Below are 26,498 nucleotides of genomic sequence, written 5' to 3' on the forward strand. Positions count from 1 at the left end.
CCCAAACCCCCGGGGGGGCCCGCCCGGCGGCAGCTCCCCCCCGCCGCCCCCGCCGCCCGCGGCGCCGGCCGTACCGGCCCCGCCGGTGGCCGCACCGCCCGTGGCCGCGCCGGTGGCACCGCCCGTCGGGGCGGCGGTCGAACCGCCGGCCGCGCCCGCGCCGCCGGCGCCCGCGGTGGCCGCGCCTCCGGCGGTGTCGCCCGGGGCGCCGCTGGTCGGAGCCGGAGCGGCACCGGTGGCGCCGCCGGTACCGGCCGGGGTGTCCGCGTTGTCCGGGCCGCAGGCTGCGAGGGACAGGGCGGTTGCCGCCGCCAGGGCGGCGACGGTCAGCTTGGTGGTGTACGAACGCATGATGCGCTTTTCTCCTGGGCGCGCAGCCGCGAACCGTTGCCGGCCTGCCCAGTGCGGCACCGCCCTCTCGTGACAGGAAGGGTCGAAGACGAAATGGGTCCAGCGGGCAAGAAGCCGTCCCCCGATCTGGCTTTCGGTCAGGGACCATACCAGCCATCCGGCTTGGCGGAAGGGCTGTGGCAAGCCCGTGACCAGGCCGGGTCCAGCCGGTGAAACGACCTTCGGGAGACCTGCGCGAATCGCGTAGATTTCGGGAGTGACGGCCGGGCCCGGGCCCGCCGTACCCGCACCACACCGGAAAGGCGTACAGCGAGATGAGCGAGGACTCCCTGCGGGAGGAGGTGCTGACCGCACGGCGGATCGTGGTCAAGGTCGGCTCCTCATCCCTCACCACGGCCACCGGCGGCCTGGACGCCGACCGCGTCGACGCCCTGGTCGACGCGCTTGCCAAGGTGCGCAGCGGCCCCGACGCCCCGGAGGTCGTCCTCGTCTCCTCCGGCGCCATCGCCGCCGGACTCGCCCCGCTCGGCCTGGACAAGCGGCCCAAGGACCTGGCCCGCCAGCAGGCCGCCGCCAGCGTCGGCCAAGGCCTGCTGGTCGCCCGCTACACCGCGTCCTTCGCCCGGTACGGCATCCGGGTCGGCCAGGTGCTGCTCACCGCCGAGGACGCCAGCCGACGTGCCCACTACCGCAACGCCTACCGCACCCTGGACCAGCTGCTGGCGATGGGCGCGATGCCGATCGTCAACGAGAACGACACCGTCGCCACCGCCGAAATCAAGTTCGGCGACAACGACCGGCTCGCCGCGCTGGTCGCCCACCTCGTCCGGGCCGACCTGCTGGTGCTGCTCTCCGACGTGGACGGCCTCTACGACGGCGACCCGTCCCGCCCCGGCACCAGCCGGATCGCCCGGGTGAGCGGCGCGCACGACCTCGACGGCATCGAGATCGGCAGCGCGGGCAAGGCCGGGGTCGGCACCGGCGGCATGGTCACCAAGGTCGAGGCCGCCCGGATCGCCACCGGCGCGGGCATCCCGGTCGTGCTCACCGCGGCCAGCCACGCCGCCGACGCGCTGGCCGGCCGCCCCACCGGCACGCTCTTCCTGCGCACCGGCGCCCGCACCTCCGACCGGATGCTCTGGCTGGCCCACGCGAGCAGCCCGCGCGGCGCCCTGCACCTGGACGCGGGCGCCGTCGAGGCGGTCGTCTCCGCCGGTGCCTCGCTGCTGCCGGCCGGGGTCACCAAGGTGGACGGGGAGTTCGCCGCGGGTGATCCGGTGGACCTTCTTGCCGAAAACGGCCACATCGTGGCTCGCGGACTGGTCAACTTTGATGCGAGGGAGTTGCCCCGCCTGCTCGGCCGGTCCACCCGCGACCTGGCCCAGGAGTTCGGCGCCGCGTACGAACGCGAGGTCGTCCACCGCGACGACCTGGTCGTTCTGCGCGGCTGACCGGCCGGCGGGCCGGCACCGGCCGCCGGCCGATCGGCGCAGCGCGGACGGAGGGCCGCTCCGTACCGGGAGCGGCCCGGCCGTGGGCGAGGAGGGGCGCAGCCGTACCGGTCGGCCGAAGGTCGACGGGGCCGGTGGGGACGACACGTGATCGCCGAACAGGAGGCCGCCGGTGGAACGCAGGCGCGAGGCAGCGCTGACCGGAGGGACGGCGGGCCGGCGGCTGACCAGCATCGACGGCGGCCGCGGGGACGGCCCCGCCGAGCCGGCCGGTCCGCCGCCCCAGAGGCCCGGCGGGGCGCGCGGGCTACGGCCCCAGCGCACGGACGCGGCGGAGCCGCCCACCGTGCCCGAACAGGCGCGGCTGTGGCACGTGGTGCTGAGCGTGGCCGGGCAGGTCACCCCGCTGTCCACGCTGCGCGTCTCGCTGGAGCGGCTGGCGCACGACCACTCGTTCTTCCTGACCGCCCGCTACGCGGCCGACCACGCCGAGATCCGGTACTGGGAGCAGGCCCGGGACCTGCACGACGCGGCGGCGATCGCGCTGCGGCTCTGGGGCGAGCACAAGGTCACCGCGAACCTGCCGCCGTGGGAGATCGTCGGGTTGGAGGTGGTCGACCGGGCGACGTACCACAAGCGGGTGGCGGAAGGCTTCGGTGAGCCGTCGCCGCACCTGGGCGGCGTGCACCCGTACTGAGTTCCGGGCCGGGTGGGGCGTGTGCCCGTGCCGGGGTGTCCGGGCCGGGTGGGGCGTGTGCCCGTGCCGGGGTGTCCGGGCCGGGTGGGGCGTGTGCCCGTGCCGGGGTGTCCGGACGGGGCGTCCGGACCGGGGCGGTGCGGGCCGGTGGCGCGTCCCGGGCCGCGTCTCACCGGGCGAAATACCGGGCGGGCGGGGCGGGCGCAGTCGCTACCCTTGGCGGCATGACCAGCGACCTCGCCACCGCCGACAGCCCCGTCCTCGCCGTAGCGCGCCGAGCCCGGGAGGCCGCCGCCGCGCTCGCCCCGCTGCCGCGCAGGGCCAAGGACACCGCGCTGCTGGCGATCGCGGACGCGCTGGTAGCCCGTAGCGCGGAGATCGTCGCGGCCAACGCCGAGGACGTGGCCCGGGCCCGCGAGGCCGGGACGGCCGAGTCGGTCGTCGACCGGCTGACCCTCACCGACGAGCGGATCGCCGCGATCGCCTCCGACGTGCGCGACGTCGTCGGCCTGCCCGACCCGGTCGGCGAGGTGGTGCGCGGCTACACCCTGCCGAACGGCCTGGACGTGCGGCAGGTGCGGGTGCCGCTCGGCGTGGTCGGGATCATCTACGAGGCCCGCCCGAACGTCACCGCCGACGCCGCCGCGCTCTGCCTCAAGTCGGGCAACGCCGTGCTGCTGCGCGGCTCCGCGTCGGCCTACCGCTCCAACACCGCGCTGGTCGCCGTCCTGCGCGACGCCGTCGCCGCGGCCGGGCTGCCTGCCGACGCGATCCAGCTCGTGCCGGGGGAGAGCCGCGACTCCGTGCAGGAGCTGATGCGCGCCCGCGGCCTGGTCGACGTGCTGATCCCGCGCGGCGGCGCCTCGCTGATCCGCACCGTCGTCGAGGGCTCGACCGTCCCCGTGATCGAGACCGGCACCGGCAACTGCCACGTCTACGTGGACGCCGAGACCGACCTGGCGATGGCCGTCGGCATCCTGCTGAACTCCAAGGCGCAGCGGGTCAGCGTCTGCAACTCGGCCGAGACGCTGCTGGTCCACCAGGACGTCGCGGACGCCTTCCTGCCGCTCGCGCTGGCCGCCCTTGCCGAGGCCGGGGTCACCGTGCACGGCGACGAGGCGGTGCTCAAGGCCGCCGAGGGCGGACCGGTCACCGCGGTGCCCGCGACCGACGAGGACTGGGGCGCCGAGTACCTCTCGCTGGACCTGGCCGCAGCGGTGGTGCCCTCGCTGGAGGCCGCCGTCGAGCACATCCGCCGCTGGTCCTCCGGCCACACCGAGGCGATCGTCACCACCTCGCAGGCCGCCGCCCGGCGCTTCACCCAGCTGGTCGACTCGACCACGGTGGCCGTCAACGCCTCCACCCGCTTCACCGACGGCGGCGAGTTCGGCTTCGGCGCGGAGATCGGCATCTCCACCCAGAAGCTGCACGCCCGCGGCCCGATGGGCCTGCCCGAGCTGACCAGCACCAAGTACATCGTCACCGGTGACGGGCACGTCCGGGGCGAGGCGTCGCAGACTGTCGGCGGGGCCCCGGACGTCCGCTGAGCGGTGCACCGGCCGGGTCCGTCACACGTGTGACGGACCAACTGCCGGGAGCCACAGACAAAACGCCCGCCCGGTAATACGCTGAATCCGTGGCTGAGGATGTGGGGGGCTTGCCGTACCCCGACGGCGCCGACCACGGTGGTGCGGACGACGAGTTCGCCACCGTGGTCTTCGATGAGGCCTTCGTCCGGTCCGCCGCCGTGCACGAGCCGACTGCCAAGGAGCGGCAACTCGCCGCTGCCGAGGCCAGGTTCGAGCCGGACACCGCGGGCCCGGGTTGGCACTGTGACGTCTCGGCCGGAGACGGGCTCCCGCTGGAGCTGCGCCCGTACCCGAGCGGACTCGACGCGGACCACCTCTACCCCGACCCGTGGTCGGGGCCGGGCCGGTCGGCCGACCGACGGGGCCGACGCCGGTGGCGGCGCGGCTACGACCCGGTGCGCGCCCGCGGCCGGTACGTGGCCCAGCAGCGCTGGCACCGGCCGGTGGCCTGGGTGCTCGCCGTGATCATGGGCGTGAGCCTGGTCGCGGTGGCGGTCGCGGCGGTCTACCAGGGCACGGGCTCGTCGGGCACGCCGGGCAGACCGGGGTCCGGCAGCAGCAGTGCCGGGGTGGAACCGCGACCCGTGCCGGCCGAGCCGTCGCTGGTCACCGCACCCGCGGGTTAGGGCTTGCCCGGGGCGGTGCACGGTCGGACCGCGCGGCAGGGACGGCCCGGGGCGGCGCACGCCCGGGGCGGTGGTCACGGAGTGTCCCCGGGAATCTGCGCAGGGGCCCTCGTGGCGGCGCGGGTGTCCGCCTACCCTGGTGTTATGGGTGACCCGCGAGAGCCTCCTGAGGGTCCGCCCGAGGGCGGTTCCGGCAACGAGGACGAATTCCGGTCCGTCGTCTTCGACGAATCGTTCGTCCGTGCTGCCCGGATCCAGGAGCTGTCCGCCCGGGAGCGGCTGGCGGGCTCCTTCGGCAAGGCCACCCGGCAACGGGTCCGGCTCGGCCCGCTGGGCTCCGTGCCGCGCCAGGCGCTCGCCCTGCTGCTGCTCATCCTGGCCGCCTTCGGGGCCGCGGTGTACTTCGGGGTCAGCTCGCCGAGGGGCGTCCCTGCCCGGCCCGAGGGAAGTCAACTGACCGTCAGCCTGGTCGCGTTGAGCCCGGCGTCGGCCGTCCACCCGGCGGCCGACCCGGCGAACCCCTTCGCCGCGCTGCCGGCCGGCTACGGGGACGGCACCATCGGGCTGAACACCCCGACCGGCGCGGCCACCGAGCACTTCAGCCGGGTCGAGGTCACCAAGGCGCTCGACACCGTCCAGCGCTACCTGGTCGCCTCCTCGCTCGCCCCGACCGCCCTGGTCCAGGGCGCCACCGCGGACGTGCGCGCCTTCGTCACGCCCGGTGAGCAGGCGGAGTTCGACGCGAGCGTGACCCAGCCCGTGGACGACCGGCACCACGCGGTGACCGGCTGGATGGTCCGCTTCGACCCGGCGCAGGTCGCGCTGGCGTCGGACACCGTGAAGGTGGTCGGCGCGATGCGGATCGACGAGGCGGACAGCGGGACGCTGGAGATCACCACCGACCACACCTTCGTCTACGCGCTGAAGCCGGCCGGCGCCCCGGCCGGAGCACCCGTCACCCTGGAGACCGTGCGGCGGCAGCTGACCTTCCAGTTCGACCGGGTCGACCTGGCCTCGGCGCAGCTGCGGCTGGTGGACTCGGTGCTGCAGGCCGGGCCCGCGCCCTGCGGCACCTCGATGGCGGGCTTCCTGCAGCCGGTGCTGGCCACCGCGCAGGGCACGGCGGTCGCGCCGCCGACGCCGGTCGACCCCGGCAACCACGCCAGGCCGGCGTGGCAGGTGTGCGGGGTGCTGGCGGGCAGCTGAGGCCCGGGGGCGGTCGCGGGGCACCCGGCGGGCTTCCGGCGTTCCACTGCGTTCCCGGCGTTCCCGGCGTTCCCGCTGGGTGTCGGGTGAGCATCGGATGGGTGTCGGGGCGAGCAGGCGGGCGGACGGCCGGTGACCCGGGTGGGTCACCGGCCGTCGTCGGTGTGCGGGCCCGGCGTGCGGGCCGCTGTTCAGGGCCTCAGGGCCTCAGGGCCCGCGGCCCGGGGTGTCGGCGCTCAGCTGTCGCCGTGGTCGGCCGAACCGTTCGAGCCGTTCGAGCCGCTGGACCCGTTCGAACCGCTGCGGGCGGCGCCGGTGAAGGTGTCGCGGAGCTTGCCGCCCACGGTCGCGGCGCCGCCGGCGACGTCGCGGATCAGGCCCATCAGCGGGTCCTTGCTCTCCTTCACCGAGGTCGTGTAGTGGTCGGCGGCGGCCTTCCACTGCTCGCCGACCGAGGTGTCCGGGTCGTCCGCGCGGCGGGGGTAGGCGCCCGTCATGATCGAGCGGTACTCGTCGCTCTCCGCCCACTTCTTGAGCTGGGCGACCCGGACCACCGCGAAGGGGTGGGTCTGCGGCAGCACCTGGAGCAGCTTGAGCACGCCGTCGCGCAGGTCGCCGGCCTTCTCGTACTCCTCGGCCTGCTCCAGGAACGCGTCGACGTTCATCTCGGCCAGGTTGTGCCCGCCGGCCAGCTTCATCAGGGCCCGCATGGACGCCTGGAGGTCCTGCCCGGCGAGCAGGCCGGCCCGGTCGCTGGACAGCTCGGCCTTGCGGAACCACTCCTTGAGCGCCGTGACGATGGCCATGATCGCCAGGTTGCCGAGCGGCACCCAGGCGATCCGGGCGGCGATGTTGGTGAGGATCATCAGCATCGTCCGGTAGACGGCGTGGCCGGACATCGCGTGGCCCACCTCGTGGCCGATGACCGAGCGCAGCTCCTCCTCGTCGAGCAGCTCGACCAGGCCGCTGGTGACCACGATGATCGGGGTGTCGATGCCGATGGTGAACGCGTTGACCGTCGGGTCCTGGGTCACGTACAGGTCCGGCACCTGCTCCAGGTCGAGCACGTAGGCGGTGTCGCGCACCATGTCGTACAGCTCGGGGAACTGGCGCTCGGAGGTCTTGACCGCGGTGGCCAGGAACATCAGCCGGATCGCGCGCCCGGAGACCAGCCCGGCGAGCTTCTTCAGGACGTCGTCGAAGCCCGTCAGCTTGCGCAGGGCGACCAGCGCCGAACGGTCCGCCGGGTGCTCCCAGGCCCGGGTGGAGATCCCGGGGAAGCGCTCGCGGCGGCGGCTCGGGGTCTTCGCGGTCGTGTCGGTCATGGTCTGAGTACCTCCTGGTCGACGGCGGCTGCGGCCCGCTGGCCGGCCCCCCACTGGTCTTCGCCTGAAACGACTGTCTGTGCAACGTCCGTGGTTGCGTACTCGTCCCCGGGGAGCAGCGTACGTGCGGGCCCGGTCGCGCCGGAGGGGCCGGTGGCCGGCGCCGGTGTGAGGCCGGTTTACCCTGAATGCCCTGGACCACCGAGACCGGACCCGGCCGCGGTACCGAGCAGTTCGAGGAGCCCCGCAGATGTCCACCGACGCGCTTGTCAGCCTGGCCTCACCCATCTCCGACGAGGCCGGCCCGGGCCTCTTCCTGCGGATCATCGTGATCGCGTCCTTCGTGGGCATCGGCCTGCTGGTCTGGGTGATGGCCCGCGCCTTCCGCGGCAACTAGACCCCGGCCGGGACGGCTGGTCCGGTCGCTGATCCGGCCCCGGTGCAGTCGCCCGCACGGGCCGGCGGCAGGGCCTCCGAGCCCGGTCCGGCTCGTGCGGGCTCACGCCCGGTCAGTGGCGGTGGGCCGCCGAGCGGTTGCCGTGTAACCCCCCGTACGATGACGGGTGGGCCCTCGCCGGCCCGGTACCACCCCCAGGTCCGTTCACCGAGCCGAGAAGGTCCCGCCGACCATGAGCACTGCCGCCGCACTCCCCGTTCTGAACCTGCTCGCCGAGGGCGAGGGGGGCAACCACGACAGCCTGAACCCGCTCCTGACGGGTGGCGCCGCCCTGGTGATCCTGCTGCTCCTGCTCTTCGTCACCACCCGCTTCAACCGGGACCGCTGAGCCCGCTCCGCGGACCGCCAGGGGAGCGTCCGGCCACCGGCCGGCCGCTCCCTCACGCATCTGCGGGCAACCCCCACGGGGTCTGCCGGCAACCCCCACCCGGGCGTTCCCGCACCGTAACGGGCGTCGCGTAAGGTGTGGCGGCATGGGAGAGCAGGCCGGGAATCCCGGCGGACCGGAACCGGTGAAGAAGCGCCTCGGCGTGATGGGCGGGACCTTCGACCCGATCCACCACGGCCACCTCGTCGCCGCCAGTGAGGTCGCGAGCGCGTTCCGCCTGGACGAGGTGATCTTCGTTCCGACCGGGCAGCCGTGGCAGAAGAGCGACCGCCACGTCACCCCGGCCGAGGACCGCTACCTGATGACGGTCATCGCCACCGCCGAGAACCCGCAGTTCTCCGTCAGCCGGATCGACATCGACCGCAAGGGCCCCACCTACACCGTCGACACCCTGCGCGACCTGCACGCCCTGCACCCGGACGCCGACCTCTTCTTCATCACCGGCGCCGACGCGCTCGCCCAGATCCTGTCCTGGCGCGACTCCGACGAGCTCTTCTCGCTGGCCCACTTCATCGGGTGCACCCGCCCGGGGCACACTCTCTCGGACGCCGGGCTTCCGGTGGGCGGGGTCTCCCTGGTGGAGGTCCCGGCGCTGGCCATCTCCTCCACGGACTGCCGCAACCGGGTCGCCAAGGGCGAGCCGGTCTGGTACCTCGTCCCGGACGGCGTGGTCCGCTACATCGACAAGCGGGCGCTGTACGCGCCGCGCGGGACCTGAGCCAGGAGCGGCGCATGACCGAACGCAGCGGCGGCCAGCAGCGGCCGGAGGACTGGTCGACCGGGCAGTACCAGCAGCCGTACCAGGGGCAGGGCCAGGAGTACCAGTACTCGCAGCACCCGCAGCAGCAGTCGTACGAGCAGGGGCAGTACGAGCAGCCGCAGTACGACCAGTACGGGCAGCCGGTGTACACCCAGGACCCGTACGGCTACCAGCAGCAGGGGTACCAGGGGTACGACGGGTACCAGCAGACCGGGCAACCCGGGCAGACCGGACAGGCCGGGCAGTTCCCGCAGCAGCAGTCGTACGAGCAGGGGCAGTACGAGCAGCCGCAGTACGACCAGTACGGGCAGCCGGTGTACACCCAGGACCCGTACGGCCGGCAGCAGGGGTACCAGGGCTACCAGCAGCCGTACCAGGCCGCCGCCGCCCCGGTCGTCGCCGAGCCGCAGGCGCAGCCCGGGGGCACCGCGCCGGCCGCTCCCGCCGCGCCCGTCGCTCCTGCGGCCACCGCCGCGACCGCTCCGGTGACGCCGCGGCCGCGGGTGTCCCGGCCCGCCGCCGAGGCGGCTCCGGCCAAGGCCGCGGCACCGTCCGAGCAGGTCGCCGGGGCCCGGGGCGGCAAGGGCGGGAGCAAGGCACCCAAGGACAGCTACACCACGGGCGAGTTCACCTTCGTCGACGAGGAGGCGGAGGAGACCGAGGACGTCATCGACTGGCTGAAGTTCGCCGAGTCCCGCAGCGAGGTCCGGGCCGAGCGCCGCCGCAAGCTGCGCAACCGGCTGATCGGCCTCGGCGTGGTGGTGGCGCTCGCGGCGGGCGGCGTCGGCGGCTACCTGTGGTTCACCGGCGACAAGCCGACCGCGGCCGCCGCGGCCGGCGGGCGCAAGGTCAACGTCGTCCACCTGCGCGACCTGCAGGGCAAGGTGTCCAGCGCGCTGCTCGTCGACGACGCCTCCGGCAAGAAGGCCACGGTGCTGCTGCTGCCCGACAACCTGCGGCTGCCCGGCCCCGCCGACCCGCCGGTCACCACGATCGGCCAGGCCATGGACACCATCGGCGCCTCGGCGACCCGGGAGGGCCTGGCCACCGTGCTCGGCGCCCCGGTCGCGGGCACCTGGCGGCTGGACACCCCGTACCTGGAACTGCTGGTCTCCCAGCTCGGCGGCGTCCGGGTGGACACCAACGCCGAGACCCACGAGGGCGGCAAGCCGGACGGCAAACTGCTGTCCGCAGCCGGGAAGAACACCATGCTCAGCGGGAAGGCCGCGGTCGCGTACGCCACCCTGCAGAACGCCGGCGAGAACCGGGACGCCCAGCTGGCCCGGTTCGGACAGGTCATGGAGGCGGTGGTGCGCACCATGCCGACCGAGTTCAAGGACGCCAAGGACGACGTGCACCGGATGAACGCGGTGCTCGACCCCTCGCTGCCCGAGGACGCCCTCGCCGGGGTGCTCGCCCAGCTCGCCGAGCAGGCGAAGGACGGCCACGTCTCCACCACCGCGCTGACCGTCAAGCCGGACGGCAGCCTGGACGAGGCGACCGCGGGCAAGCAGGTCAAGGACGTGCTCGGCGGCACCGTGAAGTCCGCGGCCGCCGGTGACGCCCCGGCCCGGGTCGCACTGCAGGACGCCAGCGGCAACGACGCGGCGGGCGCGGCCGCGCAGGTCCAGATCGTCAACTCGGGTCTGACCTTCATCCCCGGCGGCGCCAAGTCCGCCGCGCAGGCCACCAGTGAGATCCGCTACACCGACGACGCCCGGCAGGCCGCGGCGAAGTCGCTGGCGACCAGCCTCGGCCTGCCGGACACGGCGGTGAAGAAGGTGACCGGCGACACCCAGAACGCGGACCTGCTGGTCGTGCTCGGCAAGGACTACCAGCTGCCGAAGGGCCAGTAGCCCGGCCCGGTGGGCGGCTCCGGAGCGGCGGGACGGCCAGGCCGTCCCGCCGGTCGGTCCGGTCCGCGTCCGCGCGGCGGCCCGGCCCCGGGCGGCACCCGCCGCGCGGGGCCCGGCGGCGCGGCGGCCGGTCCGTGGCGCACGCGGCCGGGGCCGGCGCGGAAAACGGTTCCGGGCCCGCCCGGGCGGCGTGAGATCCTGGAAGGCGACCCCGGCCGTGCGCCGGGGTGCAGCCCCAAGCCGCCGAGCCGGAAGAACACCGTGACCGTCACCGACCACAGCCAGCAGCTCATCACCGTCGCCGCGCAGGCGGCGGCCGACAAGCTCGCGAACAACATCATCGCCTTCGACGTCAGCGAGGTGCTGTCGATCACCGACGCCTTCCTGATCGCCTCCGCGAACAACGACCGCCAGGTCCGCGCGATCGCCGAGGAGATCGAGGACCAGCTGCGCGAGCAGCTGGACATCAAGCCGGTGCGCCGCGAGGGCGAGCGCGATGGCCGCTGGATCCTGCTCGACTACCTGGACATCGTCGTGCACGTCCAGCACTCCGAGGAGCGCTCCTTCTACTCGCTGGACCGCCTCTGGAAGGACTGCCCCGAGCTGACGCTGCCCGAGGACGCCCTGGCCTCCCGCAACCGCCCCGACGCCCACACCGACGTGGCCGGCAACGCCGTCGCCCCGGCCGACGACTTCGGCAAGCCCGAGGACCTGCACTGAGCCGCAGCGCGCGGGGCCCGCGCATCGTCTTCTGGAGGCACGGCCAGACCTCCTGGAACCTCGAATCGCGCTTCCAGGGCACCACGGACATCGAGCTGACCGGCCAGGGCGTCCTCCAGGCGCAGCGGGCCGCCCGGCTGCTCTCCGGGCTCCGCCCCGACCTGCTGATCTCCTCGGACCTCGAGCGCGCCCGGCGCACCGCAGAGGAGCTCGCCAAGGTCACCGGGCTCGACGTGACGCACCACGAGGGCCTGCGGGAGACCTACGCGGGCTCCTGGCAGGGCCTGACCAACGCCGAGATCCGCGAACGCTTCCCCGAGGAGTACGCGGCCTGGGCGGCCGGAGAGCCGGTGCGCCGAGGCGGGGGCGGCGAGCTGGCCACCGAGGTCGCCGACCGCTCGGTGCCCGTGGTGCTGGAGGCCGCCGCCAAGCTGCCGGACGACGGCACCCTGGTCGTGGTCAGCCACGGCGGGACGATCCGCACGATGCTCGGACGGCTGCTCGACCTGGAGCCGGCCCAGTGGGAGCGCTTCGGCGGGCTGTCCAACTGCTGCTGGTCGGTGCTCGGCCAGGGATCGCGCGGCTGGCGCCTGCTGGAGCACAACGCGGGAACGCTCCCGCAGCCGGTCATCGGCGACGACACCTGAGCGGTTCCGGCACGGGCGTCCGGGTGCGGGCGTCCGGCTCGGGCGTCCCGCTCGGGTGTTCCGGCTCGGGTGTTCCGGGTAGGGGTGTTCCGGATGGGGTGTTCCGGCTCGGGCGTTCCGGGTACGGGCGCCCGCCGCGAGGACATGGCACGGGCGGGCGGGGGCCTCGAAGGAACGGATTTCGCAGTTCCGGCCCTGACCAGCTAGAGTCTTCCTCGTTCGCAGGGAAGGAACGCGGCCCGGAAGGGAAGCGGGAGATCCGGTGAGTGCGGGGCTATAGCTCAGTTGGTAGAGCGCTTGCATGGCATGCAAGAGGTCTGGGGTTCAATTCCCCATAGCTCCACTCCGCATCGGCGGTCGTGGTCAGCCAGGGTCGTCCGTGTCGCGGGGCTATAGCTCAGTTGGTAGAGCGCTTGCATGGCATGCAAGAGGTCTGGGGTTCAATTCCCCATAGCTCCACAGCAGTTCGGGAGGCCGTCACCCATCGGGTGGCGGCCTCCCGGCGTTTCGTCCCGGGGCTCGCGCGAGCGTTGGTCCCGCCGCCCTCCCCGAGTGCCCGTCACAGCTCGCAGATGTGCGTCCAGCCGCCCGGCGGCAGCGAGTCGAGCTGCTCCACCCGCTCCTGGTCCTCCGGGCTCGCCGGCACGTACACCACGATGTAGCACTCCGGCACGCCCGGCATCGTCAGGTAGGTGGCGTTCAGCCGCAGCACCCCGAGCCGCGGGTGGCGGAACAACCGCAACCAGGTCTCCGGCGGTGCCACCTCCTGCCGGTCCCACAACTCCCGGAACAACGCGCTGCGCGCCGACAGCCGCTGCACGTGCTCCTCCCAGGCCGGCTCGCCCACGTGCTTGCCGTAGGCCGAGCGCAGCACCGCCACCATCCGCGGCAGCGCCTCGTCGCGGTTCCCGCACGGGTTGCAGCACGGCGGGGCGGTCAGCATGCACCAGAGGCTGTTGAAGGCGGCCCCGCGGGACGGGCGCATCCGCTCGGTGCCGAACAGCGAACGGTACGGCCCGTTGTAACTCAGCACGTCGAACCGGGTGTTGGAGACCGCCGCAGGCAGCGGGGCGAGCGAGTCCAGGATCACCCGGATCGACGGGCTCAGCTCCGGCGCGGCCGGCTGCGCGTGCGGCGACGGGGACATCCCGGCCAGCCGGAACAGGTGCTCGCGCTCGGTGCCGTCCAGCCGCAGCGCCCGGGCCACCGCCAGGAGCACCTGCTCGCTCGCGTTGATCGGCCGTCCCTGCTCCAGCCACGTGTACCAGGTGACCCCGACCCCGGCGAGCTGCGCGACCTCCTCGCGCCGCAGCCCCGGAGTCCGGCGGCGCAGCCCCGGCGGCAGCCCGACCTCCTCCGGGGTCACCCGCGCCCGGCAGGCCTTCAGGAAGCGGGCCAGCTCGGAGCGGCGGCGGTCGCGCCCGCCCGGGGCGGCAGCGGGGAGTTCCTCCAGGACGGTCATGGCCACCATCGTGCCGCAGGCCCGGCGGGCGATACAGGTGCTGCCAGTACCAGGATCAGCAGGCTCTAACCACCAGTACCGGCACGGCCGCAGGCTGGTGGCCATGACGGACCTCCAGATCCGGCCCGGCGTGGCCGGAGGCACCACCGCAGTCCCGGCCGTACGGCCCGGGCTGCTCCTCACGCTCGTCCTGTGCGGACAGTTCATGGCCGTGCTCGACGTCTCCATCGTCAACGTCGCGGTACCCACCATCCGCACCGACCTCGGCGCCTCGGGCGCCGCCCTGCAGCTGGTGATCGCCGGCTACACCATCGCCTACGCCGTACTGCTCATCACCGGGGCCCGGCTGGGCGCCCGGTACGGCTACAGCCGGCTGTTCCAGTTCGGCCTGGCCGCCTTCACCGCCGCCTCGTTGGCCTGCGGCCTCGCCCCGACCACCGGCTGGCTGATCGCCTTCCGGCTGCTCCAGGGCGCCGGCTCGGCGCTGATGGTGCCCCAGGTGATGAGCCTGCTGCAGCGCACCTTCACCGGTGCCGCCCGCACCCGGGCGCTCGGCCTCTACTCGGCGGTGCTGGCCGGCGGCATGGCACTCGGCCAGGTGCTCGGCGGCGTGCTGGTCAGCGCCGACCTGTTCGGCAGCGGGTGGCGGCCCGTCTTCCTGGTCAACGTGCCGATCGGCGTGCTGCTGCTGGCGGCCGGCGCCCGGCTGCTGCCCCGGCTCCCCGGCGACGCCTCGCGCGGCTTCGACATCCCCGGCCTGGTGGTGCTCGGCGCGGCGCTCGGCCTGCTCGTGGTGCCGCTCGTCCTCGGCCACGAGCTCGGCTGGCCCGCCTGGGGCTGGGCGATGATCGCGGGCGGCGTGCTGCTGTTCGGCCTGTTCGTGGCGGTCGAGCGCCGGATCGCCCGGAACGGAGGGCAGCCGCTGATCCCCGGACGGGTGCTGAGCGCCCCCGGACTGCGGCCGGCGGCGGCCGGACTGTTCGCGATCATGGCGGCCTTCGCCGGCTTCATGTTCTCCTTCGCCCTGCACCAGCAGGCCGCGCTCGGCCACACCGCCCTGAAGGCCGGGCTCTGCTCGGCGCCCGTCGCGATCGGCTTCGGCCTGTCCAGCATGCACTGGCACCGGCTGCCCGGGCGGCTGCACGGGACCCTGCCGATGCTCGCCGGGGTGTTCCTCGGCGGCGGCTACCTGTTGCTGGGTCTGCTCCTCGGCGACGGCGCCGAGATCGGCGCGGGGCCGCTGGCGGAAATGGCCGTGCTCGGTCTCATCGCCGGCTGCGCGTACGCGCCGCTGTTCGCCCGGGCGCTCGCGGGCGTGGCGCCCGAGGACGCGGCCGACGCCAGCGGGGTGATGGTGACCGTCATCCAGCTGGGGCAGGTGGTCGGGGTCGCGGTGCTCGGCTCGGTGTTCCTCGGACAGGTCGACCTGCCGGCGCCGGCCGCCGAGTCCGGGCACGCGCTGCGGACCACACTGCTGGTCAACGCCGTCGCGGTGCTGGCCGCTGCGGGCTTCGCCGCGCGCAGCCGGCGGGCGGCGCGGTAGCGGACGAGCGCGTGCGTGGCCGCGGGAGGGGTGCGGGAGGGAGCGCGTGCGGGGGCGCGCGTGGCCGCGGGCGGGGGCACGGGAGGGGGCGCGCGCGTGGCTGGGGGCGGGGGCGGTCGCGGGGGAACGCTTCCGGGAGGGCGCCGGCAGGGGGCTCCCGGCGTCCTCCCGGGCGCCCCCGCGGCGGGCCCCGGGAAACGGATTTCTGGAGCACGCCCAGGACCGTGTAAAGTAATCGATGTCGCCGAGGGAAACCGGACGGAAACGGCCGAAAGACCCGGTGGCATCGCAGGTCAAGGGGCTATAGCTCAGTTGGTAGAGCGCTTGCATGGCATGCAAGAGGTCTGGGGTTCAATTCCCCATAGCTCCACAGAAGTCGAGAGCCGCCTCCCGGGAACGGGAGGCGGCTCTCTGCTGTTTCGACGCTCCCACCGGCGGGAGGGGCCGGAATCCCGCTACCGTCGTGCCATGGCCGATCTGGAGCGAAGGCGGAACGAGGAACTGGCCCGGATACTCCACCAGCTCGGTTGGAGCCCGGAACGGCTCGCCCGTGAGGTGAGCCTCGCACTGCCACCGGGCCTGGCCATCAGCTCCACCGCCCCGTACAAGTGGCGCGACCGCGGCATGGTGCCGCGCAGCCCGCACGACCAGGCGGTCTGCGAAGTGCTCAGCCGCACCCTCGGCATCGCCGTCACCTACGAGCAGCTCTGGGGCCGGATGGGCGGCCACCGCGGCGCCAAGATCCTCTCGCCCCGGCTGCTCACCGACCCGTGGACCGCCGACACCGCCCAGACCGCGCTGCGCGAGGCCGCCACCGACGCCGGGCCGGTCCGCCTCACCGACCTCTTCCGCAACGCCGACCTCGACCAGGCCGCCGCCCGGCTCGACTCGCCGCCACCACCCGTCGGGGGCGGCGAGGGCGCGCTGCGCGTCGAGGCCGGCCTGGTCGGCGAGCTCGGCCTGTCCTACCGCAGCAAACAACGCCTCGAACGCTCCTGCGGCGGAGGCCTCGTCCTCGGCCCCACCCGCGCCGAACTCGCCATGCTGGCGAAACTGCTGGAACTGGGCGCGTACGACGAACGGCTGGGCCGCGAGCTGTACGGCACGGCCAGCCGGCTCGCCCGGCTGGCCGGATGGGCCGCGTACGACCTCGGCCACGACGCCGCCGCGCAGCGCGCCTTCGTCGCCGCGCTGCGCGCCGCCCACGTCAGCGGCGACCCCAGGCTCGGGGTCGCCGTGCTCGGCGCGCTGGTGGTGCTCGCCACGCAGGGCCCCGGCGGACGCGGCTTGGACGCCGTCTCCGCACTGGAAACCGCCCTGGAGACCCACGGCGCCGCCCTCGGCCCCAACGGGCGGGCCCGCCAGCTCGGCCGGCTCTCCCGTGCCCACGGCCGCCGGGACGAGCCGGAGCGGGCCGAGGCCGCCGCCACCCGGGCCTTCGCCGAACTGGACGGCGTGCCCGGCGCCGAGGAGGCCCGTGCCTCCCTCGCCGGGATGGTCGGCGAGGGACGGCTGGCGCTCGGCCGGTACCGGCCCGCGAAGGCCCTGCTCGCGGAGGCCGTGGCCGGGCTGGGGCCCGGGCGGGCGCGCTCCAAGGCGCTGCTGATGGTGCGCCTCGCCGAGACCCACCGGCGGCTCGGCGACCAGCGGGAGGCGGCCCGCACCGCGGCGCTGGCACGCTCGCTCGCGGCGGGGATGCAGTCCGAGCGGCTGGCGAAGGCGCTGCGGGACTTCGATGCGGCGGGGCGGGCGGCGTCGCGGTGAGGTCGCCGTGGTGCTGTGGCTGCGGCTTTGGCTGTGGCTGCTGTGGCTGCTGTGGCTGCTGTGGTGTCGGGCTGGTGGGGCCGGTGGGGCGGGGCGGTGGGGCCGTCGTGGTGTCGCCGGGGTCGCGGGCCGAGGCCGCCGTGGCGCCGCTCGGAGGGCCGTCCCGGCGGTATACCCGGGAGCGCGCCGATGTGCTTGCGGTACCCTGAGCCCATGCGAACCGTGCGCCTGCTCCTTAGCCGGCCGCGCTGACCAGGACCGGCTGCGCCCTCGGGCGGTGCCGGAGTCGGCGTGGCGTCCCCTCCTGCGAGGGGCTTTTTTGTTTTCCGCCCCCGGCCCCGACCCGGGCGGGGTCCCACCGGCCGGGCGCCCGCACGGTTCGCCCACCGACATCGATGGAGCTTGAAGGACCATGAGCGAGACGACCCCTGCGTCCGGCGCGTCCGAGACCGCGACCGAGCCGTTCCGGTACAGCGCCGCGCTGGCGGCCGAGATCGAGTCCCGCTGGCAGGACATCTGGGAGAAGGAGGGCACCTTCCACGCCCCCAACCCCACCGGTGCGCTGGCCGACCCGTCGGCCGGTGACGTCGCCGCGAGGCCGCACAGCTTCATCATGGACATGTTCCCGTACCCCTCGGGCGCGGGCCTGCACGTCGGCCACCCGCTGGGCTACATCGCCACCGACGTCTTCGCCCGCTACCAGCGGATGACCGGCCACAACGTGCTGCACACGCTGGGCTACGACGCCTTCGGCCTGCCCGCCGAGCAGTACGCGGTGCAGACCGGCACCCACCCGCGGGTCTCCACCGAGGCCAACATCGCCAACATGCGCCAGCAGCTGCGCCGGCTGGGCCTGGGCCACGACCCGCGCCGCTCGATCTCCACGATCGACCCGGACTACTACCGCTGGACCCAGTGGATCTTCCTGCAGATCTTCAACTCCTGGTACGACGACACCGCCCGCAAGGCCCGGCCGATCACCGAGCTGATCGCCGCCTTCGAGTCCGGTGAGCGGCAGACCCCGGACGGCCGCCCGTGGGCGTCGCTGTCCGCCGCCGAGCGCGACGAGACGCTGGGCGAGTACCGCCTGGCGTACGCCAAGGAGGTGCCGGTCAACTGGTGCCCCGGCCTGGGCACCGTGCTGGCCAACGAGGAGGTCACCGCGGACGGCCGCTCCGAGCGCGGCAACTTCCCGGTGTTCAAGTCCAACCTGCGCCAGTGGATGATGCGCATCACCGCGTACTCCGACCGCCTGATCGAGGACCTGGACCTGCTGGACTGGCCCGAGGCCATCAAGCTGCAGCAGCGCAACTGGATCGGCCGCTCCGAAGGCGCCCGGGTGGACTTCGCGGTCGGCTCCGGCGAGCCGATCACCGTCTTCACCACCCGCCCCGACACCCTGTTCGGCGCCACCTACATGGTGCTGGCCCCCGAGCACGGCCTGGTCGACTCGATCGTCCCCGCCGCCTGGCCGCAGGACGTGCCCGCCGAGTGGACCGGCGGTGCCGCCACCCCCGCCGAGGCCGTCGCCGCCTACCGCGCCACGGCCGCCGCCAAGTCGGACGTCGAGCGCCAGGTCGACGCCAAGGTCAAGACCGGCGTCTTCACCGGCGCCTACGCGACCAACCCGGTCAGCGGCGCGTCCGTCCCGGTCTTCATCGCCGACTACGTCCTGATGGGCTACGGCACCGGCGCCATCATGGCCGTCCCCGCCCACGACCACCGTGACTTCGCCTTCGCCCGCGCCTTCGCCCTGCCGATGCGCTGCGTCGTCGAGCCGACGGACGGTCGCGGCCAGGACCCGGCACAGTGGGACGACGCCTTCGACACCTACGACTCCGTCATCGTCGGCTCCGCCCGCGAGGAAGGCGACCTGTCGCTGGACGGCCTGAGCGTCGTCGACGCCAAGGCCCGCGCCACCGCCTGGCTGGCCGAGCGCGGCATCGGCGAGGGCACCGTCAACTACCGTCTGCGCGACTGGCTGTTCAGCCGCCAGCGGTACTGGGGCGAGCCCTTCCCGATCGTCTACGACGAGGACGGCGTCATGCACGCCCTGCCCGAGTCGATGCTGCCGGTCGAGGTCCCCGAGGTCGACGACTACTCGCCGCGCACCTACGACGCCTTCGACTCCAGCTCCTCGCCCGAGACCCCGCTGTCCCGCAACGAGGCCTGGGTCAACGTCGAGCTGGACCTGGGCGACGGACCGAAGAAGTACCGCCGCGAGACCAACACCATGCCCAACTGGGCGGGTTCGTGCTGGTACGAGCTGCGCTACGTCGACCCGGCGAACTCCTCCGCGGTCGTCGACCCGGCCAACGAGCAGTACTGGCTGGGCCCCACCGAGACCAAGCCCGCCGGCGGCGCCGACCTGTACGTCGGCGGTGCCGAGCACGCCGTCCTGCACCTGCTGTACGCGCGCTTCTGGCACAAGGTGCTGCACGACCTGGGCCACGTCTCGTCCGTCGAGCCGTTCCACAAGCTGTTCAACCAGGGCATGATCACCGCCGACGTCTACCGCGACGAGCGCGGCTTCCCGGTGCCCGCCGCCGAGGTCGAGGAGCGCGACGGCCAGTACTCCTGGCAGGGCGAGCCGGTCAAGCGCGAAGCCGGGAAGATGGGCAAGTCCCTGAAGAACGCCGTCGCGCCCGACGACATCGCCGACGAGTACGGCGCCGACACGCTGCGCCTGTACGAGATGTCGATGGGCCCGCTGGACGTCTCCCGCCCGTGGGACACCCGCGCCGTCGTCGGTTCGTACCGCTTCCTGCAGCGACTGTGGCGCAACGTCGTCTCGGAGACCACCGGCGAGCTGGTCGTCACCGACGAGGCCCCGGACGAGGCCACGCTGCGCGCCCTGCACAAGGCCATCGACGGCATCCGCGGCGACATGGCCGGGCTGCGCTTCAACACGGCCGTCGCCAAGGCCATCGAGCTGAACAACTACCTGGTCAAGCGCGGCTCGACGCCGCGGGCGGTGGCCGAGCAGCTGGTGCTGATGGTCGCGCCGCTGGCCCCGCACGTCGCCGAGGAGCTGTGGCGCCGCCTGGGCCACGGCGAGTCGCTGGCGCACACCGACTACCCGGTCGCCGACCCGGCGTACGTGGTGGACGAGACGGTGACCTGCGTGGTGCAGATCAAGGGCAAGGTGAAGGCCCGGCTGGAGGTCGCTCCGAGCATCTCGGACGCCGAGCTGGAGGCGCTGGCGCTGGCGGAGCCGGCGGTCGTCGCGGCGATCGGCGGCGCGGAGGTGCGCAAGGTGATCGCGCGGGCCCCGAAGCTGGTGAACATCGTCACCGGCTGACACCGGCCGTAACCGACCGGGCGGGCGTCCTTCGGGGCGCCCGCCCGGTGCTTTCGGGCGGGGTGGTCTCGGACTGATGCTGTCGGACTGATGCTCTCGGGCGGGGTGTTCTCGGTGCGTGCTTCGGCGCTCCGTGGGTGCGGTGCGGTTCCGTGACTGCGATGCGGCGTCGGACGGGCCCGGGCCCTCGGGGAGATCCCGGATCTGACCCTGATCTCCGGCCGCCGGGCCCGTTCGGGCCGCCCCGGCGAGCGATCCGGCGCTACCTTGGAACCCATGGCGATGCGGCCCGCGTTGGGCGCGGTGGGGGCCGAAACGGCGGCGGAAGGTGGCGCGCGATGGACGTGTTCGGCGTGATGATCGGCTTGGTCCTGCTCATCGGGATCGCGGTGGTCGCCATGGCGGTGGTCGGCACGGTCAAAGCGGCCAAGGCCGTCGGCGTGAAGATCGAGAAGCACGAGGCCAACGCCCGCCGTGCCGTCGAGACCGCCACCCTCAAGGCGAAGACGTACACCAGGATCGGCCCGCCCGCGCAGATCGCCACCGTCCGGCTCGGCCTGCGGACCTCGCTCGACGGCACCCGGCAGGTGCTGGAGGGCGGACTCGAACAGGACGGTCAGCTCAGCGAGTCGCTCGCCCTGCTGACCCGGCTCGACGCCCACGCTGCCGAGCTCGACGGCGAGCTGCGGATGCTCGAACGCGAGCCGGACACCGCGCGGATCGCCGCCAAGCTGCCGGAGCTCCGGGAGCGGGCCGAGCGGATCACGCACGCGGCGGAGACCATGCGCTGGGCCGCACAGGACCGGATGCACCGGTTCGCGGACGACGAACTGCGCCGGCTCGGCCAGGAGTGCGAGAGCGAGGCCGGGGCGCTGCGGCACTGGGACGGCGTGGGACCCGGTTCCGCGGGCCCGGCGGCGGGGTCCGGTGCGGGTACCGGCGCCGGCGCGCGGCCCGGGTCGCGGCCGGGTGCGGGGGCCGGTTCGGGGGCTGGGGGACAGGCTCGGGCGGGGCTGACGGACGGGAAGAGCCGTCCGAGCGCCGAGGAACTGCTGGGTCTCGCCGACCCGCTGGCCAAGCTGGCGCAGCGGCTGCGGAAGCCGTCGACGGGATCCTCGGCGGGCTGACCCGCTCCCCGTCTCCGGCCGGGACCGGTCGCCGGTCGTCGGTCGCCGGGCGTGCAGCGGCGCGTCGAGGGTACGTCGAGAACGCGTCGCGGGCATGTCGTGGCCGGGGCACGGCCCTTCGCCGACGGGCGCTGTCCTCGCGCACCAACGGGGAGTAACCTCCGCCTCATGCCCTCCGACCTCGCGCTTGTCACCGATTCCACGGCCTACCTGCCGCAGGAGGCCCTCGACCGGCACGGGATCACGGTGGTCCCGCTGAGCGTCGCGGTCGGTGACTCGGTCCTGAGCGAGGGCGTCGAGATCTCCCCGAAGGACGTTGCCGAGGCGCTGCGCGGCAAGCAGCGGGTGACCACCTCCCGGCCGAACCCGGAAACCTTCGCGGCGACCTACCGGGCGGCCGCCGAAGCCGGGGCGAAGGGGATCGTCTCCGTGCACATCTCGGGCGAGCTGTCCGGCACCGTCGAGGCGGCCCGACTGGCGGCCGCCGAGGCACCCGTACCGGTGCGGGTGGTGGACAGCCGGCTGGTCGGGATGGCGCTCGGGTACGGGGTGCTGGCGGCGGCCGAGGCGATCGCCGCGGGGCAGGGCCTCGCGGAGGCGGCCGAGGCGGCGGGCCGGCGTGCGGCGGACACCAGCGGGTTCTTCTACGTCGACACCCTGGAGCACCTGCGCCGCGGCGGGCGGATCGGGACGGCGCGGGCCCTGCTCGGGTCGGCGCTGGCGGTCAAGCCGCTGCTGCACCTGGACGGGGGGCGGATCGAGCCGCTGGAGAAGGTGCGGACGGCGTCGCGGGCGATCGCGCGGCTGGAGGAGATCGCGGTCGAGCGGTCGGGGGAGCGGGACGTCGACATCACCGTGCACCACCTGGCTGCCGAGGACCGGGCCGAACCGCTCGCGGAGCGGCTGCGGGCGCGGGTGCCGGGGCTGCGGGAGCTCTACGTCGGCGAGGTGGGGGCGGTGATCGGCGCGCACGTCGGGCCGGGGCTGCTCGCGGTGGTGGTCGCACCGCGCTGACGGGGGCGGCGGGCAGGTGGGGTGGTGTGGCCGACGGCGCGCGGGGCGTGGGGCCGGGGATCGGGGTTCGGGACGCGGGGCCGGGGATCGGTGACGGGGCATCCTCTGGTCAACTTCCGAGGGTCTCGATCACTCGTGTGAGTGACGTGCTTTGTCCACAACCCCCGGGTTATCCACAGGATTTCGGCAATTTCCGCATGTCCGCCGGAGGACTCCTACCGTCCTCGGCATGACGACCATGGGCCTGGGCGCGGCGAAGCGCCAGACGATCAACGAGACGGTGCGGCTGCGGATGGCGGCACTGCTGCCGGCGGGCGAAGCGCCGACGGACGGCGGCCGTGGCGCCGGAGGAGGCGGGGGAGGCTCCCCGGGGGCGGCCGAGGGCGCTGCCTCGACCGCGACGGGGGAGTGGCCTGCCACCGGGCCGCCGACGGGTGCGACGCCGTGGCCTCCGGGCGCGGACGGTCGAGCCCGTCCGGACCCCGTCATGGATCGGGACCCCGCCCCGGATCCACCGGATGCCGCGGCCCGCCCGCGCTTCGGTTCGTTCACTCCGGCCGTGGCGCTCGACCGGCGTGCGGTGGCCGGATTGGTCATCCTGCTGCTGTTCGCGGTCGGCTACGCCGTCCAGCACTTCTGGCTGGCCAGGCCGGAGACCGTCGCTGTTCCCGCGCTGGCAGCCGCCTCGGCGCATCAGGATCCGGACATGGCGGCATCCGTCGACGCAGCATCAGGGAGCGGGGTCGGTGCGGCCGGAGGCGGCCCTGCCGGTGCGGCAACCAGGGCCGGTGCCGGCGCCGAGAGCGGTGTCAGTGCGGCCGTCGTGGTCGACATCGGCGGACGGGTCCACGCCCCGGGGCTGCACACCCTGCCCGGCGGCTCGCGAGTGGCCGACGGCCTGCGGGCCGCAGGCGGCGTGCTGCCGGAGACGGACACCAGGAACCTCAACCTGGCCCGCTTCCTGACGGACGGTGAACAGCTGGTCGTCGGTGAGCAGCCCGCCGCACCCGCGCCGGCCGCCGGAACCGCCGGCGACGGCGGACCGCCGGGGCCCGCCGTACCCCGGCCGGCAGTCAGCCTCAACCGCGCCACCCTCGAACAGTTGGACACCCTCCCCGGCGTCGGTCCGACCCTTGCCCAGCGCATCCTGGCCTACCGCACGTCGCACGGCTCCTTCCGCTCCGTCGACCAGCTCCGGCAGGTCAGCGGCATCGGGGCCCGTACGTACGCCGAACTCAGGCCGCTGCTCACCCTCTGACGCATCCGCCGCCCGCTCGTCCGCTCGTCCGCTCGTCCGTCCGTCCCGCTCACTCCGAAGGGAGGTGCCGCCCTGTCCACCACCGCATCGATCCCGCATGCCCACCCCTCCGGCACCGACTTCCGACTGCTGTTGCCCGCCGTCTCGGCCTGGGTGGTCACGGCGGCGCTCCTCGGCCTGGAGGCGAGGTACACGGCCCTCGTCCTCGCGACGGCGGGAGCCGCCGCGCTCGCGGCCGTCCTGCTGCTCGTCCGGCCGGGCGTCCTGCGCCGACAAGGGGCCGGGGTGACGCTCGCCGCCGTCCTGCTCACCGGAGCGGCGGCCGCGATCGCGACCCCGCTGCACACCGCCGACCTGCACCGGGGCCCGCTGCCCGAACTCGCCCGCGCGGCCGAACACACCGTGCCACGGTCGCCGGACGCTCCCGCCCGGGCGGTGGAGGTGGAGCTGACCATCGCGGGAGACCCCGAAGTCCGCACCTCCCGGGGCGGCACAACCGGTGGGCAGCCGCTGCTCACCGTGGACGCCCTGGCCGACCGGGTCACCCTCCTCCCGGACGGGCCGGCCACCCGGACGCGTACACCCGTGACCGTCCTGGTCCGAGGGGCCGACGGCGAGGCCTGGCAGCGGATGCTCCCGTCCCAACGGCTGTCCGTGGAGGTCGAAGTGCAGCCCACGGGCGAGGGCCACGACACCGAATCCGCGGCGCTCCTGGTCGTCCACGGCCCGCCCCGGCAGCTGGCACCGCCGAGCCTGCCCCAGCGGATCGCCGGACGACTGCGCGCCGGCCTGCGCACCGCCACCGACGGGCTCCCGCCGGATGCGCGCGGGCTGCTCCCGGGCCTGACCGTCGGCGACACCTCGCGGCTGCCCGACGACCTCGAAGACGCGTTCCGGGCCACCGACCTGGTCCACCTGGTGGCGGTCAGCGGGGCCAACCTGGCCATCGTCCTCGGTGCGCTGCTGGGCGCACCCGGCCAGGCAGGCACCCCGGAACGGCGCGGGCTCGCACCCGTACTGGGGCTCCCCCTGCGGACCTGCGCCCTGCTCGGCACGGGGCTGACGCTGGCCTTCGTGACCGTGTGCCGCCCCGAGCCCAGTGTGCTGCGGGCAGCCGGGACGGGACTGATCGGCATGCTGGCCCTCGCCACCGGCCGGCCCCGTCAGGCGGTGCCCGCGCTCGCCGGGGCCGTCCTGGTACTGGTCCTGCTGGACCCGTTCCTGGCGCGCTCGTTCGGCTTCCTGCTCTCGGTGCTCGCCACGGCCGGGCTGCTCGTCCTCGGGCCGCACTGGGCCGAGGCCTTGCGGGCTCGGCGCTGGCCGCACCACCTCGCGGGCGCCGTCGCGGCGACGGCAGCCGCGCAGGCACTGTGCGCACCGGTGACGGTGGTGCTCTCCGGGCACATCAGCCTGGTCGGCATCCCGTGCAACCTACTGGCCGAGCCGGCGGTGGCCCCGGCGACCCTGCTCGGTTTCGGGGTGCTCGCCCTGCATCCGTTCCTCCCGGCCCTGGCCCGTCTGCTCGCAGTGCCGGCCGGGGTGCCGGCCGGCTGGCTCGCCCTGGTCGCTCGACGCGGAGCCGAGCTGCCGGGAGGCCAACTGTCGTGGCCAGGAGGCTGGTTCGGGACGGTCACGGTCGCGGTAGCGGTCCTGGCCGTCTGCTGGGTGGCGCCGCTCCTGCTGCCCCGGCACACGGCGCCCGGCATCCGGGCACCCGCCCGTCCGCGGCGCAGGGCGGTCCGGGCTCTGGTCACCGGTGCGCTGCTGGTGGTCCTGCTGGCGGTGCTGCTGCGCCCGCCGCAACTCAGCCGGATCGCCACCGGCTGGCCACCACCGGGGTGGCGCCTGGCGATGTGCGACGTCGGCCAGGGGGACATGTTGGCCCTTTCAGCCGGTGCGCCGGACAGTGCGGTGGTGATCGACGCCGGTCCGGATCCGAGCGCCGCCGACAGGTGCCTGCGCGACCTCGGCATCACGACCGTGCCCCTGCTGCTGTTGACGCACTTCCACGCCGACCATGTCGAGGGCGTACCAGGGGTGTTGCGAGGCCGCAAGGTCGGTGCGGTCGAGGGGACGACGTTGGACGAGCCGCCGGGCGAGGCGGCCCGGGCGGCGAGCTGGGCAGCCGGGGCCGGCGTTCCGCTGCTGCGGGCCGGCCGTGGCGAACGGCGGTCGATCGGAACGGAGTTGGCCTGGGACGTGGTGTGGCCCGTTCCCGGGTCGGACATCGAGGCGCCCGGCGCGAACAACGCAAGCGTCGCACTGATGGTGACACTGACAGGAGGACTACGGATGGCACTGCTCGGAGATCTCGAACCGCCGGCCCAGTCGGCCCTGTCGGGGCGACTGGGAAGGGTCGACGTCCTGAAGGTCGCGCATCACGGTTCGGCCCATCAGGACTGGGGTCTGACCGGTGCCCTGCGGCCCCGGCTGGCGCTCATCTCCTGCGGTGAGGGCAACGCGTACGGACACCCGTCCCCGAAGACGGTCGACCGGCTGCGCGCGCTCGGTGCGGCAGTGCTGCGGACCGACCTGGCGGGTGACATCGCGGTGACCGGCGACTCCCCGGCCACCCTCGGTGTATCCGTCCACCCGCAGCCCGGGCACGCGGCCCACCGGCCGCGTGCCCGGGCCTCGGCCGACTCAGCGGCCCCCACCCGTCCCGGACAGGCCCCCGGTGCACCGCGGGCCCCGCCCGGGTGAGGTCCGCTGTCCTCCTCCCAACCACCACGTGGGGAAGGGAAAGGGATAGGGAGTGGGGTTGGGAGGAAGCGTGGCGCTGCGGCGGCGGGCCGTGCTGGTGGCCGAGCGCAAGGACAGTTGACGCCGGTCCCCCTACCGGCAGCAGACCACCGACGAAAAGAGAACCACACGTGACCCCCCACCCCCGACTCCCCCTCCAGGCCGTCCTGTTCGACATGGACGGCACGCTCGTCGACACCGAGCGGCTGTGGTG

Annotated in this window: 20 protein-coding genes, 3 tRNA genes and 1 pseudogene; 21 read left to right on the forward strand and 3 right to left on the reverse strand. The window is 74.2% G+C overall.

The genetic code is table 11. From position 1 onward, the window contains the following. Positions 1-351: pseudogene (locus tag ACFV04_RS34285) on the reverse strand (hypothetical protein); the annotation flags it as partial. Positions 352-665: 314 nt separating this feature from the next. Here ACFV04_RS34285 and proB point away from each other — a divergent pair. From proB to ACFV04_RS34310, 5 genes are all read left to right on the forward strand, one after another. Then, complete coding sequence (proB, locus tag ACFV04_RS34290) at positions 666-1,802, forward strand: glutamate 5-kinase (protein WP_360248613.1); 1,137 nt, start codon at positions 666-668, stop codon at positions 1,800-1,802. 172 nt (positions 1,803-1,974) lie between these two features. Next, positions 1,975-2,499: a hypothetical protein gene (locus tag ACFV04_RS34295; protein ID WP_360248615.1), complete on the forward strand. Its 525-nt coding sequence runs from the start codon at positions 1,975-1,977 to the stop codon at positions 2,497-2,499. A 224-nt stretch (positions 2,500-2,723) separates the two neighbouring features. After that, the gene (locus ACFV04_RS34300; protein ID WP_380534792.1) at positions 2,724-4,046 is read left to right on the forward strand and encodes a glutamate-5-semialdehyde dehydrogenase; all 1,323 of its coding nucleotides are present in this window, start codon (positions 2,724-2,726) and stop codon (positions 4,044-4,046) included. An 89-nt stretch (positions 4,047-4,135) separates the two neighbouring features. Further along, positions 4,136-4,714, forward strand: a complete 579-nt coding sequence (locus ACFV04_RS34305; RefSeq protein WP_360248621.1) for a hypothetical protein — start codon at positions 4,136-4,138, stop codon at positions 4,712-4,714. Positions 4,715-4,858: 144 nt separating this feature from the next. After that, positions 4,859-5,920, forward strand: coding sequence for a hypothetical protein (locus ACFV04_RS34310; RefSeq protein WP_380346966.1), 1,062 nt, complete (start codon positions 4,859-4,861; stop codon positions 5,918-5,920). A gap of 236 nt (positions 5,921-6,156) precedes the next feature. On the opposite strand, the gene ACFV04_RS34315 is transcribed toward ACFV04_RS34310, so the two are convergent. Continuing rightward, positions 6,157-7,245 carry a M48 family metallopeptidase gene (locus ACFV04_RS34315; RefSeq protein WP_380534794.1) on the reverse strand — a complete coding sequence of 363 codons (1,089 nt, stop codon included), beginning with the start codon at positions 7,243-7,245 and terminating at the stop codon, positions 6,157-6,159. Positions 7,246-7,495: 250 nt separating this feature from the next. Here ACFV04_RS34315 and ACFV04_RS34320 point away from each other — a divergent pair, with 250 nt between their 5' ends. The 8 genes from ACFV04_RS34320 to ACFV04_RS34355 all read left to right on the forward strand — a co-directional run bounded on the left by ACFV04_RS34320 (position 7,496) and on the right by ACFV04_RS34355 (position 12,532). Beyond that, on the forward strand, positions 7,496-7,642 hold the full coding sequence (locus ACFV04_RS34320) for a hypothetical protein (RefSeq protein WP_380346969.1): 147 nt from the start codon (positions 7,496-7,498) through the stop codon (positions 7,640-7,642). Positions 7,643-7,874: 232 nt separating this feature from the next. Continuing rightward, the gene (locus ACFV04_RS34325; protein ID WP_167344219.1) at positions 7,875-8,030 is read left to right on the forward strand and encodes a hypothetical protein; all 156 of its coding nucleotides are present in this window, start codon (positions 7,875-7,877) and stop codon (positions 8,028-8,030) included. Positions 8,031-8,175: 145 nt separating this feature from the next. Then, positions 8,176-8,808, forward strand: a complete 633-nt coding sequence (nadD, locus tag ACFV04_RS34330) for a nicotinate-nucleotide adenylyltransferase (protein ID WP_360248632.1) — start codon at positions 8,176-8,178, stop codon at positions 8,806-8,808. A gap of 14 nt (positions 8,809-8,822) precedes the next feature. Further along, positions 8,823-10,706, forward strand: coding sequence for an LCP family protein (locus tag ACFV04_RS34335; RefSeq protein WP_380534797.1), 1,884 nt, complete (start codon positions 8,823-8,825; stop codon positions 10,704-10,706). Positions 10,707-10,967: 261 nt separating this feature from the next. Continuing rightward, complete coding sequence (gene rsfS / locus ACFV04_RS34340; RefSeq protein WP_360248638.1) at positions 10,968-11,426, forward strand: ribosome silencing factor; 459 nt, start codon at positions 10,968-10,970, stop codon at positions 11,424-11,426. After that, on the forward strand, positions 11,423-12,073 hold the full coding sequence (locus tag ACFV04_RS34345) for a histidine phosphatase family protein (RefSeq protein WP_360249691.1): 651 nt from the start codon (positions 11,423-11,425) through the stop codon (positions 12,071-12,073). Before rsfS ends, ACFV04_RS34345 begins: the two co-directional genes overlap by 4 nt. Before the next feature lie 270 nt (positions 12,074-12,343). After that, a tRNA-Ala gene (locus ACFV04_RS34350) sits at positions 12,344-12,416 on the forward strand. A 43-nt stretch (positions 12,417-12,459) separates the two neighbouring features. Continuing rightward, positions 12,460-12,532 (forward strand) — tRNA-Ala (locus tag ACFV04_RS34355). 100 nt (positions 12,533-12,632) lie between these two features. Here ACFV04_RS34355 and ACFV04_RS34360 read toward each other — a convergent pair. After that, positions 12,633-13,535, reverse strand: a complete 903-nt coding sequence (locus tag ACFV04_RS34360; protein ID WP_380534799.1) for a helix-turn-helix transcriptional regulator — start codon at positions 13,533-13,535, stop codon at positions 12,633-12,635. Between the two features lie 103 nt (positions 13,536-13,638). Between ACFV04_RS34360 and ACFV04_RS34365 the strand changes: the two genes are divergently transcribed. From ACFV04_RS34365 to ACFV04_RS34400, 8 genes are all read left to right on the forward strand, one after another. Next, on the forward strand, positions 13,639-15,078 hold the full coding sequence (locus ACFV04_RS34365) for an MFS transporter (protein WP_380534801.1): 1,440 nt from the start codon (positions 13,639-13,641) through the stop codon (positions 15,076-15,078). A 297-nt stretch (positions 15,079-15,375) separates the two neighbouring features. Next, positions 15,376-15,448 (forward strand) — tRNA-Ala (locus tag ACFV04_RS34370). A 98-nt stretch (positions 15,449-15,546) separates the two neighbouring features. Then, positions 15,547-16,842, forward strand: coding sequence for a hypothetical protein (locus ACFV04_RS34375; protein ID WP_380346976.1), 1,296 nt, complete (start codon positions 15,547-15,549; stop codon positions 16,840-16,842). Positions 16,843-17,254: 412 nt separating this feature from the next. Next, positions 17,255-20,143 (forward strand): leucine--tRNA ligase, encoded by a 2,889-nt coding sequence (gene leuS / locus ACFV04_RS34380; RefSeq protein WP_380346977.1) that lies wholly within the window; start codon positions 17,255-17,257, stop codon positions 20,141-20,143. Positions 20,144-20,481: 338 nt separating this feature from the next. After that, positions 20,482-21,270, forward strand: a complete 789-nt coding sequence (locus ACFV04_RS34385) for a hypothetical protein (protein WP_380534804.1) — start codon at positions 20,482-20,484, stop codon at positions 21,268-21,270. A 168-nt stretch (positions 21,271-21,438) separates the two neighbouring features. Continuing rightward, positions 21,439-22,284, forward strand: coding sequence for a DegV family protein (locus ACFV04_RS34390; protein ID WP_360248656.1), 846 nt, complete (start codon positions 21,439-21,441; stop codon positions 22,282-22,284). Between the two features lie 229 nt (positions 22,285-22,513). Continuing rightward, on the forward strand, positions 22,514-23,542 hold the full coding sequence (locus ACFV04_RS34395) for a helix-hairpin-helix domain-containing protein (RefSeq protein ID WP_380534806.1): 1,029 nt from the start codon (positions 22,514-22,516) through the stop codon (positions 23,540-23,542). A gap of 132 nt (positions 23,543-23,674) precedes the next feature. Then, positions 23,675-26,245 carry a ComEC/Rec2 family competence protein gene (locus ACFV04_RS34400; protein WP_380534808.1) on the forward strand — a complete coding sequence of 857 codons (2,571 nt, stop codon included), beginning with the start codon at positions 23,675-23,677 and terminating at the stop codon, positions 26,243-26,245. The last annotated feature ends 253 nt before the right edge of the window (positions 26,246-26,498 follow it).

Source organism: Kitasatospora sp. NPDC059599 (assembly GCF_042735125.1).
GTDB lineage: Bacteria > Actinomycetota > Actinomycetes > Streptomycetales > Streptomycetaceae > Kitasatospora.